The sequence below is a fragment of the Nodularia sp. LEGE 04288 genome, assembly GCF_963896525.1.
Taxonomy (GTDB): domain Bacteria; phylum Cyanobacteriota; class Cyanobacteriia; order Cyanobacteriales; family Nostocaceae; genus Nodularia.
Genome location: NZ_CAWQOY010000097.1, coordinates 24,740 through 37,988, shown reverse-complemented (window position 1 = coordinate 37,988; position 13,249 = coordinate 24,740). Strand labels below are relative to the sequence as shown.

The window sequence follows — 13,249 nt, the reverse complement described above, 5'->3', positions numbered from 1 at the left end:
TACTGGTGTAGACCATAGACATACACTGAGAATGACAACACAAAACAGTCCTTTAACAGATATCTTGACGAGAAAATTATACATAATTACTCATATACACAAGTCCTATCGGCAAAAATACAACATTATGTCTGTAATAGAGAATTTTGGGAAACATGAATATATCATGACCAATGGCGTGAAACTGCACTACGTCACCCAAGGGTCAGGGCCATTAATGCTGATGTTACATGGGTTTCCTGAGTTTTGGTATTCTTGGCGGCATCAAATCCCCGAATTTGCCCAATATTTTCAAGTCGTCGCCCTTGATTTACGTGGCTACAACGATAGTGATAAACCTAAAGACCAATCAGCTTATGTCATGGATGAATTGGTCAAAGACGTGGAGGGGGTAATTCAAGGATTAGGATACGACAAGTGTATCTTAGTTGGACATGATTGGGGTGGTGCGATCGCCTGGTCTTTTGCCTATGCTCACCCCGAAATGGTAGAGCGGTTAATTATCCTCAACCTACCTCACCCTGCCAAATTTGCCCAAGGCTTACGCACTTATCAGCAGTTGCTCCGCAGCTGGTACGTCTTCTTATTTCAGCTCCCTTGGCTACCTGAATTACTCCTACAATTTTCCGACTATGACGCAATTCAAAAGGCTATTCAAGGCACAGCAGTAAATCAAAGCGCTTTCACTCCAGCAGATATTGACGCTTATAAAAACGCTGCTGCTAAACGTGGTGCTACCACAGCTATGTTGAACTATTATCGTAATATTTTTCGCGACTTATTCCGCCAGAAAAATTGGGGAATTTTGGCTGTACCCACACTGATGATTTGGGGCGAAAACGATACTGCACTTGGCAAGGAACTGACCTACGACACCGCCGCCTATGTGAATGACTTCAAAATTAAGTATATTCCCCATTGTGGACATTGGGTACAGCAAGAAGAGCCTGATTTAGTTAATCAGTATATGCGAGATTTTTTAGTTATTTAAACTATAAACAACATTTCTGGTATAGTGCCATTTTGGTAATAGGAAGATCATGATAAATATTTGATGTGCAACTATGCAAAGTGGCACAAGTTCTTCAAAATATTTAACATTAGTTTAATGGGGCAAATTTAGCAGCTTTTATTGGTCGCCAATAGCCCCAAACCATAGTCAATAATACTTCTAGCATCAGAAAACCATTGCTAGCCGATCACAATTTTCTTCTCTCTTCAAACAATAATTTTCAGCCATTTAGTGAGATAATAAAACCGTGAGGAAAAGAACGGATGTAGTTTAATGACGAAGGGGAAAACAATATGAAACTCCAGCTATTCGCGGCTCTAGCCTTAGCAATTCCCCTAATTGTGAATAGCACAGTTAACGCTGGTAATTCCCAGGACTTACAAAAGCTAAATTTGACCAGAGAATGTGTCCAGTGCGATTTATCAGGAGTTAACCTCAGAGGCGCTCATTTAATTGGTGCTGACTTACGAGGAGCAAATCTCTCTGGAGCTAACCTTGAAGGAGTCAATCTTGAAGGCGCAGATTTAACTAATGCTAATTTGAAAGGTGCAAACTTAACGTCAGCTATGCTGACTAACGTTAATTTTAAACAAGCAAATCTTAACGGAGCCAATCTGACTCGCGCTCAAATTTACGACTCTAATGTATATGGAGCATCAATGGATCATATGATCATCACTGATGCGGAAATCTATCACACTGGAATCGGTATTGGTGGAGAGGAAGCAGATATGTTCCCTGATTGGGACTAGTACCGCCGCTGCGCGGAAGTCAGAAAAAGCAGGGGAGCAGGGAGCAGGGAGCAAGGGAGAAGACACAGAGGTCGCTTGTACTCCGCCCCCTTCCCCTCTGCCTCTTCGGTGAGCTAGCGGATAAAAATCAGAATTAGGCTGGGTGTAGGGATAAAAAATTGCAATTGGCAAGATTATCCCTAAATCTGCCTTGGTTGCCTTGGTAAAATATTTAACTGGAAAAAAAATCACTTTCCTGATTGGGCAAAAATTTTGTCTGCTTGTCCTCAGCTAGAGACTCACAGCATAAAACAGGCAGATTAATAAGTATCTTATAATACATAAAAACTTTAATTACAGCTTAATATTAATTATCCATGAGTTAATTGACGAACACGGCTTAAGATAGCTTTAATATCAGATAAAATCGGCGTTTAAACTTGTATAAATGTGAGGTAGTCTGATTTTGGCATGATTTGTGCTTGAATGAGTACGTTTGTCAGAATCCCGTTCTCAAGCTCCGGAGCTATGGGCGGAGCGCAGGCTACGCCAACGTGCCTCACCTTTAGATAGCTGACCTGATAAGGCATGGGATAATCACAACTTGAGGATTCCAGTTGATTCACAAAATCCATAACTCAGAGAGCTGATTTTCAGATATCTTGCCGCCTTCTGACTTCTCTGCTCATGCTGACTGTCTACCTTGTAGTTGATGCAGTAGAGTTGATGAGGCAATTATGGTTATAGGACACTAAAACCTTTTGTGGATCAAACCGAGTTGTACATGATGCCTTCGTGCATTGCCTAATCAACAGCCTTGTGGTTGTAATTGTCACAGATTAGATAAACTCAACTGTTAAATTTATAGGAGTGAAAATGCAAGAACCGGAATTCACAGAAACCAAATCTGAGGCAGCAGTGCCAAATATCAATAACCAAACAGGAACCATTACCAAACTCCAGCCTCCTGTGCAGTCTCAAGAACAATGGCAAAAATACGGTGAACAAATTTCTGGTTTTTTAGCAACACTGCCCGAATACCTGGGAAGCTTCTTTAATGAATATAAGCAGCCTCTGGTTAGCATTGGTCTAATTGTCGCAGCAATTGTTTCGGTTAAGGTACTTTTGGCAGTATTAGACTCTTTGAATGATATTCCTTTAGTAGCACCGACCTTTGAATTGATTGGTATTGGCTACTCTGCTTGGTTTGTGTACCGCTATTTGCTCAAAGCTTCGACTCGCAAAGAGCTAACGAGTGAAATCACAACTCTCAAATCGCAAGTTGTCGGCAAAAATATTCCAGAAGCTTAATATCTTCAATGTAGCCGTTGACAAAATCTATAATTTATGTATTTTAAGGCGCTCTTTGAGCGTCTTTTTTTATCAGTGATAAATTGAGGCGATCGCTCTCTCGCTTTTTTGTGATTCAGTCATGTAGCAAATTTCTGAGTATAAACCTAGTTTGTGCAAGGTTTTTAGATATTAAGACTGTCCTAACCGATATGGATACGGCTAGATATTGCGATCCCTCTCTCGCTGCTGTGATGGGCTACGCCCCGCCGGAGGCGATGGCGCGGAGCGCCCGCTAAGAGCGATCGCACTGGCTCAGGAATACAAACCGCTACGCGTCTACGCATTTACTCAGGGACTTGAACAATATCAGCGATCGCATTTCCTAAACGAGTAAAGTGACTTGGATTTAGCGTCATGAGGACATCTACCTTGGCTTTTAAAGCAGCTTGAGCAATTAAAGCATCAAAAATACCACCACCAGGAAGGTTTAAGGTTGCCATTTGAGCGATGGGCTACGCCCCGCCGTAGGCGATCGCAGCAGTAGTTAAAGGTTCCATGTTCTTGAGGTAAAGGCTATTCTTTATAATACATAGCATTTATGTATAATTTCGCAATTAAAGGGATGTGGGGAAGTTGGGAAAAAGAGGGAGAAGATTGTCGCACTTACCCAAAGTCTTCCCCCTGAACCCTGCACTTTATGCTGTTCTACCTTGTCTCCTGGGAATTGTTGAGCCTATTTACAAGACGCGCAGTAAACTGGGAATACTATCGATCGCTTCTAAGTTCTGAATTTCTGCCAAGGCTTGCCGAAAATCGCCTTCTCGCACATCGTGGGTGACAACCACAATTTCTGCTAGTTCTCCCTGAAAGCCTGTTTGGACTACTGACTCTAAACTCACGCCATAGTTGCCAAAGCAAGTACCTAGTTTACCAACAACTCCTGGTTGGTCTTTGGTCAGGAACCGGGCATAAAATCGCGTTACAAGTTCTGCGATGGGGGCAATTTCACAGTAATCTTGGTGTCCACAGGTTAATAAGGGATTGGGGTTAGTTGTACTGGTTTTGAGGACAGCAACTAAATTCAAGATATCTGAGGTGACTGCACTAGCTGTTGCACCCGCACCTGCACCGGGGCCAAAAAACATTACCTGTCCTATGGGTTCTCCTTCTACAAGAATGGCATTATAAACACCGTTAATACTAGCTAACGGATGGGCTTTAGGTACTAAGGTGGGATGAACTCTGACAGAGAGGGGAGATGAAGGTGTGTATTGTTTAGCGATCGCTAATAATTTAATCACAAATCCCAATTTTTCGGCGTAGGTAATATCTGTCTTACTAACTTGCCGAATGCCTTCACTATAGACATCTTCTAAATTGATGCGTCCATTAAAGCCTAATGATGCCAGGATGGCAATTTTATCGGCTGCGTCTAAACCGTCTACATCAGCCGTGGGGTCAGCTTCGGCGTAACCTAATCTTTGAGCATCAGCTAAGACATCGCTGAAGTTACTACCTTCGGTTTGCATCCTGGTGAGGATGTAGTTGGTTGTACCGTTAACGATGCCTGTAATAGTATGAATACGATTAACGCTTAAGGACTGCTTCAGGGGTTGAATCACTGGGATACCACCGCCTACAGCCGCTTCTAACATCACATATACCCCGGCTTGGTTGGCAGTTGTAAAGATTTCTGCACCAAAACGCGCGATCGCAGCTTTATTGGCGGTAACGACGTGTTTACCATTGTTTAAAGCTTGGAGAATTAGCGATCGCGCCGGTTCCAATCCACCGATTAACTCCACGACAATATCCACAGATGGATCATTGACAATAGACTCTAAATCTGTAGTTAAGACATCCGCAGGTAATTCTAGATCCCGAATTTTAGCAAGCGATCGCACTCCCACGCGATATATTTCTACTTCCTGCAATAACGGGTTACGTCCCACCACATCTTGCAGTAACTGCACCGTACCTGTGCCGACAGTGCCTAAACCTAATATTCCTAGTTTCACTCCCACAAATTTTGCACCCTATTTTTTGAGTGCTGAGAGCAACATCCTGAGTGCTTCCTGATTTATACTAATTAGCCTGTTAATCACGGCTTTATTGGTATAAGCCCCAGAAATTGCTTCCTGTGGGTAAATCCAGCACTTAGAATTCTGTTCTCAGCTGTCCATATAAAACAATTTTAGGGTGAGTCAAGAATAACCCACCCTACTTATTACTGATTATCCTTTGTTAATCGCCGTCATCTAATGACTAAAGCTATAGACTAACTTAGTAAGTTTCTACGTGCCAGCGATGAGCTTTTTTGAGTTCCTTCTGGTAATCACTCCAAACTACTCCTTCCTTAGCAGCAGCAGCAGTCAGAGCTTCATCGATACCACCTTCCATACCACGCAAACCGCAGATGTAAGTGTGAGTTTTTTCTTCCTTAATCAACTGCCACAATTCATCAGCGTGTTCTGCCACACGGTCTTGGATGTACATTCTGCCACCTTGGGGATTTTTTTGTTCCCGGCTGATAGCACAAGTCAGGCGGAAGTTATCAGGATATTTCTCCTGCATTTCTTCCAATTCTTCTTTATATAAGATGTTTGGAGTTGTGGGAACACCAAAGATCAGCCAAGAGAATCCTTTAAACTGGTACTCTGGGTTAGCGGCTCTTTCTGAATCCTTAAACATCCGCCACAGATAAGCCCGCATCGGAGCAATACCTGTTCCAGTTGCCATCATGATTACTTTGGCTTCTGGATCTTCGGGTAACAACATTTCCTTACCCACAGGCCCAGTGATTTTAACTTCTTCACCGGGTTTAAGTTGAGTCAAGTGAGTTGAACACACACCGTAGACTGTTTCGCCACTTTCTGGGTGTTTATACTCTAACTGACGAACGCACAGCGATACTGTTTTATCATCTACATCATCGCCATGACGAGTTGAAGCAATGGAATAAAGTCTGAGTTTTTCAGGCTTGCCGTTCTTATCTACACCTGGGGGAATAATGCCAATACTTTGACCTTCTACATATTTCAGATCACCTTCGGACAGGTCGAACTTGAGGTGCTGAACAATACCAATACCGTCTTCTTTAACTAACGGTTCATTAGATATACACTTACCAACAAATGGAGCATTAGGACGGTAAATATTGACAGGAACGTCAGCGCCTTTTTTGGCTTTCGCTTGAGTCATGGTGTTGCCTTTTTTGTCCTTCTTTTTAAGCTGTTCTTCAGCTTGTGGTTTAGCAAAGCCTTTGACTTCACTATTAGCATTCACAGGTGTGGCTTTACCATTTCCCTCACTGTTAGCAGCTGTTTCAGATGTAACTAAAGACTCCTCTTTGCTTTCAGCACTCTCATGAGAGACTTGACCATTAAGTTGTTCTAGAGTACTTACAGATTGGATACTAACAATTTTGCCGCCAAGGCGAGTGATCCGTCGCATTTCTTGATTCATGCGGTTGTAAGGTACTCTGATGAACACACTGCCACTTTTACGAATTGGGTAGTTTGTTTGATCAGTTTCTTCGTTTTGGCGCAGACCCACCACTTCGTAAACGAAGACGCGGCTACCTAATTCTATGTTGGCAGCACCCTCAACAGCACCTTGATTGTACATTCGTTATAACACTCCGATTTTTACTTAACCGTTTCTCAAAAAAATTCTTTCCTTTTACCAGTTTTAGTTTATCGGATTTTCGGTTACCAAAACTGGCGCTCTGGGAAAGCGGCATCATGAGCTAATGCCGTGCTAGGTTCACTCACCAAAGACATACAAGGATAGCAAAAAACACACCTGTTCACCTTCTAAGGTAAAGGATAAGTCTTTGGCAGAATGTTAATAATGAGTCAATTTAATCTTTTTTTCGTGAACTACTACTCCTATCAGGGAGATAGCTTTCAACCACCCAAAGGGCAAGATCCCATGACTTATAGCTTGGCACTTTCTTTACTAGATGTAAGGAGATTGATAACCTATACCTTACGGAATGTTGTTATCTGGTTTTTACAATGTCCCAGAAACCCACTTTTCTCCATTGGGAGCCGGTGATCTTTCCTTTCAAATCGTCGATTCAAGTCTTGGGCGTATACTTTCCGAGAATTCCCCGGTAGATGTTAAAGTCTTGTACTGACACATCAACTTTACCATTTATACGACGATTAAAATAAACTTACCTTGCGGTAACATCTCCTGAAAGTCCTAAATCTCTAGTTGAAAAAGACAGGGTTTTGGGCTTCTAGTCCTAAGTGATCAGCATCTACAATCAGTTTCACTTGATGTGAAACATCTGTCAACCTCTATCAGTCCCTGGTTAAATTTGAGCATTTCGATCAAATTACCGCCTACAACTCTGATTATGCGGCTTGTCTCACCTACTCATTCTTTAGATAGATTCTGACTTTGAATGTGTCGAGCATTGCCATAGCGCCAATGCAAATTTTTCTCAGGGGAAAATTTTCTCCCCCAAAATTATACCTAATAAACTTGATGAATCCAGGTGAAAACTCATTATACGTCCTTGACACAACACTTTGAGGTAGTGATCACGAGCCATTTAAAATTCATAAATAAATGATTAGTGATGATTGGTAAAGCACGAGATTGTTTCTGATAGCAAATCTTGTTATAGAATACCCACTTCTGTTAAAATCAAATACACCACTAGGATTAAATACTTACCAGCAAGGAATTAAGTATTAGTCGGATGAAAACAAGTATGACTTGGTTGTATGCCCGTCTAAATATTCCATCGCCCTGCTGAGTAGCAAAAACACAGGATCAACCAATGGGGTAAACTCCTGGTCTAAAAATCTGCTGTGTGAAAAAATATTGATTGACACATTTAGTATTTAGAGGAAATTTATGACAACTAAGCCGGAACGGGTGGTATTGATTGGAGTAGCCGGAGACTCTGGATGCGGTAAATCTACCTTTTTGCGTCGTTTAATAGATTTATTTGGTGAAGAGTTCATGACGGTTATCTGCTTAGATGACTATCATTCCCTCGATCGCAAACAGCGCAAAGAGACTGGGATAACTGCACTTGACCCCAGAGCCAACAATTTTGACCTGATGTATGAGCAAATCAAAGCTCTCAAAGAAGGTGAAGTGATTGAGAAGCCGATTTATAACCACGAAACCGGCATGATTGATCCACCAGAACGCGTGGAGCCAAATCACATTATAGTTGTGGAAGGTCTACATCCTTTATATGATGAGCGGGTGCGATCGCTACTTGATTTCAGCGTCTACTTCGATATTAGTGATGAAGTCAAAATTGCCTGGAAAATCCAGCGAGATATGGCAGAAAGAGGACATCGTTATGAAGATGTCTTAGCTCAAATCAATTCTCGTAAACCCGATTTTGAAAAATTCATCGAGCCACAAAGAGAATATGCTGACGTGGTGCTTCAGGTACTACCCACGAACCTGATTAAAAACGATACAGAACGTAAGGTGCTACGGGTACGTATGCTCCAACGTGAAGGTAAGGAAGGCTTTGATCCTACCTATTTGTTTGATGAAGGATCGACAATTAACTGGACTCCTTGCGGACGCAAATTAACTTGTTCATACCCTGGTATGCAACTATACTATGGTTCTGATGTCTACTACGGTCGCTATGTCTCAGTATTAGAAATAGACGGTCAATTCGATAACCTTGATGAAGTTATTTATATCGAAACTCATCTCAGTAAGACATCCACCAAATATGAAGGTGAGATGACTCACTTGCTACTCCAACACCGCGAGTATCCAGGTTCCAATAATGGCACTGGGTTGTTCCAAGTGCTGACAGGTTTGAAAATGCGCGCCGCCTATGAGCGCTTGACAGCAAAAGAAGCAAAACTAGCAGTTCAAGTTTAAGCAACTACTTGTATCGCAGCTTTCGGGGGTACTTCTAGGTTTCCCCCTTTCTTGGATCAGAAAAATATTTCAGTTCATCACCTATCTTGCACCATTTGCTGGACTGTAAGTTTTTTCAAATGGGCGTTGAAACGGCTACGGCTATATCAACCATCAAATCTGCTCGCGATTTCCAGCTGAGATACAGCCAGAAAGAATTAACCGCCGATACCAGAGGATGAACGCAGATGTAGACAGGTTGTGGCTTGTTCAAGGGTACACAGATAAATCTTGACTTCGGCAGACTGGGAAACGCTATATTTTATAGATAGAATACTTAATTTCAATGTGTAAATTTTAAAAATAAATCAAATACTCACTGCTGAATGCGTAAATCTTGTTATGATTTCATAAATTAGCTACTGAACTAAATAATTAACATTTAGCCAGCAGCAATCTTTGAAAAGGAGGAATCCTCTTTGTCTAAACGCTATTTATTTACCTCGGAATCAGTTACCGAAGGTCATCCAGATAAGATTTGCGATCAGATTTCTGATACAATTCTCGATGCCTTACTCACAGAAGATCCCAGCAGTCGTGTAGCGGCTGAAGTAGTAGTTAATACTGGTTTAGTGCTAATTACTGGTGAAATTACTACTAAAGCTAATGCGAATTATGTCAACATCGCCCGCCAGAAAATAGCTGAAATTGGCTACACTGATGCTGTTAATGGCTTTTCTGCCAGCAGTGCCAGTGTTCTGGTAGCTTTAGATGAACAATCACCCGACATAGCTCAAGGCGTTAATACCGCCCAAGAGACACGCGAGCAAGATAGTGATGAACTATTTGACAAAATTGGCGCGGGTGATCAAGGTATAATGTTTGGCTTCGCCTGCAACGAAACACCAGAACTGATGCCCTTACCCATTAGTCTGGCTCATCGCATTGCTCGCCGACTGGCAACAGTTCGCAAAACAGGTAAATTGCCATACCTGCGTCCCGACGGCAAAACACAAGTAACTGTGGCCTACGAAGACGGGTATCCAGTAGGTATTGATACGATTCTGATTTCTACTCAGCACACAGAGAGTATCGGAGAAATCACTGATGAAGTAGCAATCCAAGCCAAGATTAAACAAGACCTCTGGTCAACAGTAGTGGAACCTGTTTTTGGTGACATTGACATTAAGCCAAATCAGGAAACACGTTTCTTAGTCAACCCCACTGGCAAATTTGTCATTGGTGGACCTCAAGGCGACTCTGGTCTGACAGGACGGAAAATTATTGTTGATACCTACGGTGGCTATTCCCGACATGGCGGCGGCGCTTTTTCCGGTAAAGATCCCACGAAGGTAGACCGTTCTGCTGCTTATGCGGCTCGCTATATGGCTAAAAATATTGTCGCGGCTGGGTTGGCTCAAAAATGTGAGGTTCAGCTCAGTTATGCCATTGGTGTAGCTCGCCCTGTGAGCATTTTTCTGGAAACCTTTGGGACTGGGAAACTGGATGATGAAACTTTACTGGAATTAGTCAAAGACCAATTTGAACTACGTCCAGCTGGGATTATCCATGTTTTCAATTTACGTAACTTACCAAGTGAACGAGGCGGACGTTTTTATCAGGACATCGCGGCTTACGGTCACTTTGGGCGCAATGATTTAGATTTGCCTTGGGAGCGCACCGATAAGGCGGAATTGTTGCAGCAACTAGTAACACAGTCGCTTTCGGCGGCGATCGCTTAAAGTGTCAGCAGTCGGAAAAAGTTAAGTAAAAGGGGCAAAGGCAGGGAGGGCGCTAATCCTCATCTTCTTTGCCCCTAATATTTGCCTCCTACAACCCAGTCAGGATGCTCAAAAAAGTAGATAATTGAAAATCAGACTAATTTAACGCTACAATAGCTATTGACCTAGCCCAAACTATGCGATTGTGTAGCTTTGATCTTCCTTGCCGTCAGAAATCAAAAGAAATTGTTGTATAAAGCCGATGTGTGGATTTCTCAGGCTTACATTAAGATCAGATAGCATACAGCCAATGGTCAGAATATTGTCACGATTAACTAAGTATTAAAAATATAGCGTTTCCGCATCTGCTAGGTACAGAATTATCTTTGTACCCTGCGCTCAGTCGGGGGTTTAGAGATATTATCAATTGTTAACGATGATTTCAATCAACCCGCATCGACTCTGTGTCTACATCTGTGGTTAATTATTTCTTAATTTATATAGAGACGTGATTGATCGTGTCTTTGCTATAGTAGTGACGAAGTTTGACTATTCAGGGATTTTTTGCTTCTACTAAGTATCTTTGTAAACATTCATATCAAAAGCAATTAAATACTCATCTACTCGTGAGAATTATCTAGTCAGCAATTCTTTGAGCTTTTTATCAGCAGCAAAGATCATGTTAAATGCTAATCATCAATGAATGTGATCGTAGAAACAAGACTGATGCGGTCATATTTATGGGAGGGTAAGGAGGTTTGAGAAATGCAAACTCAAAAACCCATCCCGGTTGACAGCAGTTCAGAAAGCAAAAAAGTGCCAGCAGAAGAGCCTTCGATAAATGAACTCCCGACTATAGAATTTCCTTCGCGCGGGAAACTCAAAGCCAGTTCCTGGCGCATACATCAAAAAATTGGTTATGGTTATTTTGTAGCTATTGGAATTGGCTTTTTCGGCTCAATTACTGGGTTAGTAATCGCCAATTACTACAGAGGAAGAGAAATCAGGCAATTCAATCAAGCTCAAGAGCAAAGAGAACTACTCACAAATTATAAAGATACCGTATTAGAGGCGCAATTGCATAGCTCGAATTTAGTTGCAGTCTTGGAAAATTCACAACTATTGCTAACTAAAAAAAATAAATTTCTTTACAGTGTGAAGACAGCTAAAACTTTAGAGCAAGAGATTGACCAATACATAGACAAAAAGCCTGAAAGATTAGCCGTAGAAGGTACTAGGTTACAAAATTTATTCCAGGATTATGGCATTAATCTAAAATTATACCTTGACGAAATAGATACTGTATTAGAGGAAATTGACCCTCAGCAAGTACAGCCAGAAAAAACTGCATTTGCACGAGAGGAGTTACTCAAAATTATGCGTGGTGAAACGGCTATGCAGCTAGAGCAACTTTCGCAAAGATTGAGCAATATCCTGAAAATTGCCGAAAATCAAGAAAAAGATCGGCAACAAGATGTAGAGCAAGCTAAACAAGTTGAGAGATTTATTGTGATCCTGAGTATGCTGGTATCAGTGGCGATCGCTGCCATTGTGGCTTGGCGTACTAGCCGGGCCATCGCTGAACCAGTGATTATTGTAACTCAAGTGGCTGAACAAGTAGCGAGAAAATCTAATTTTGATTTACGCGCTCCCGTCACCACTGAAGATGAAATTGGCTTGTTAGCCAAATCGCTGAATCGATTGATTGAACGTGTATCTGAACGCACCAAAGAACTAGAACAAGCTAAAGAATTAGCCGAAGCTGCTAGTAAAGCCAAAAGCATATTTTTAGCCAATGTCAGCCATGAATTACGCACGCCATTAAATGCTGTGATTGGCTTGAGTCAACTGTTGCAAGATGACGCTACAGATTTAGATTTATCGGGAGATTTTATTTCTGATTTAGAAACAATCAACTCTGCTGGTAGACACCTGCTGGAACTGATTAATGACATTCTCGATTTGTCAAAAATTGAAGCGGGTAAAATGACTCTCTACCCAGAGACATTTGAAATTGCGACGCTGATCAATAATGTGGTTTTGACAGTTAAATCGGCGATCGACAAAAATAATAATATCCTCGAAGTGTATTGTGACCAGCAACTTGGCACAATCTACGCAGATCAAACGCGAATGCGGCAAGTGTTATTAAATTTACTCAGCAATGCTGCCAAGTTTACGACTAATGGCAAGGTAATTTTAACAGTCAAGAGCGAAAACACAGGCTTACTACCAGAGACTCCTTTTGGTGTGATTACTTTCAGCGTGACTGACACTGGGATTGGGATGTCTCTTAGTCAACAACAACAATTATTTCAACCTTTTACACAAGGGGATACATCAACCACAAAAAGATATGGTGGGACTGGGTTGGGTTTAGCAATTAGCCGCCACTTTTGTCAGCTGATGGGTGGTGAAGTTCTGGTCAAAAGTCAGCCTGGGGTTGGGTCTACTTTCACTGTTCACTTACCACTGACTATGCAAGATTAATGGTGGGTGGGTTCAAACTCGATGTATCGCGTTTCTAAACTACGGTGTATGTTTTACAATACACAAATCGAAAAACCTGACCTACATTTGCTCTGATTTGGTAGCGTGTGTTATGGAAGTTAGTCCTAATGCACCGAGAATCGAAG

10 protein-coding genes are annotated in these 13,249 nt (G+C 41.8%); 6 read left to right on the top strand and 4 right to left on the bottom strand.

The genetic code is table 11. The features are described 5' to 3' along the window. Positions 1-127: 127 nt before the first annotated feature. From AACX33_RS08990 to AACX33_RS08980, 3 genes are all read left to right on the top strand, one after another. On the top strand, positions 128-991 hold the full coding sequence (locus AACX33_RS08990) for an alpha/beta fold hydrolase (RefSeq protein WP_193998121.1): 864 nt from the start codon (positions 128-130) through the stop codon (positions 989-991). 314 nt (positions 992-1,305) lie between these two features. Next, entirely contained in the window at positions 1,306-1,764 is a 459-nt protein-coding gene (locus AACX33_RS08985) for a pentapeptide repeat-containing protein (protein ID WP_193998120.1), read from the top strand. A gap of 855 nt (positions 1,765-2,619) precedes the next feature. Beyond that, a complete protein-coding gene (locus tag AACX33_RS08980; RefSeq protein WP_193998119.1) occupies positions 2,620-3,054 on the top strand; it encodes a CAAD domain-containing protein in 435 nt (144 codons plus the stop codon). Positions 3,055-3,236: 182 nt separating this feature from the next. Here AACX33_RS08980 and AACX33_RS08975 read toward each other — a convergent pair whose 3' ends face one another. From AACX33_RS08975 to petH, 4 genes are all read right to left on the bottom strand, one after another. Next, on the bottom strand, positions 3,237-3,380 hold the full coding sequence (locus tag AACX33_RS08975; RefSeq protein WP_193998118.1) for a hypothetical protein: 144 nt from the start codon (positions 3,378-3,380) through the stop codon (positions 3,237-3,239). Next, positions 3,381-3,536 (bottom strand): hypothetical protein, encoded by a 156-nt coding sequence (locus AACX33_RS08970; RefSeq protein WP_227788989.1) that lies wholly within the window; start codon positions 3,534-3,536, stop codon positions 3,381-3,383. A 237-nt stretch (positions 3,537-3,773) separates the two neighbouring features. Then, positions 3,774-5,060 (bottom strand): homoserine dehydrogenase, encoded by a 1,287-nt coding sequence (locus AACX33_RS08965; RefSeq protein WP_193998117.1) that lies wholly within the window; start codon positions 5,058-5,060, stop codon positions 3,774-3,776. Positions 5,061-5,319: 259 nt separating this feature from the next. Then, positions 5,320-6,663, bottom strand: coding sequence for a ferredoxin--NADP reductase (gene petH / locus AACX33_RS08960; RefSeq protein ID WP_193998116.1), 1,344 nt, complete (start codon positions 6,661-6,663; stop codon positions 5,320-5,322). 1,245 nt (positions 6,664-7,908) lie between these two features. Here petH and AACX33_RS08955 point away from each other — a divergent pair. The 3 genes from AACX33_RS08955 to AACX33_RS08945 all read left to right on the top strand — a co-directional run bounded on the left by AACX33_RS08955 (position 7,909) and on the right by AACX33_RS08945 (position 13,103). Then, entirely contained in the window at positions 7,909-8,913 is a 1,005-nt protein-coding gene (locus AACX33_RS08955; protein WP_193998115.1) for a phosphoribulokinase, read from the top strand. A gap of 458 nt (positions 8,914-9,371) precedes the next feature. After that, the gene (metK, locus tag AACX33_RS08950) at positions 9,372-10,634 is read left to right on the top strand and encodes a methionine adenosyltransferase (protein WP_193998114.1); all 1,263 of its coding nucleotides are present in this window, start codon (positions 9,372-9,374) and stop codon (positions 10,632-10,634) included. Between the two features lie 744 nt (positions 10,635-11,378). After that, entirely contained in the window at positions 11,379-13,103 is a 1,725-nt protein-coding gene (locus AACX33_RS08945) for a sensor histidine kinase (protein WP_193998113.1), read from the top strand. Positions 13,104-13,249: the final 146 nt, after the last annotated feature.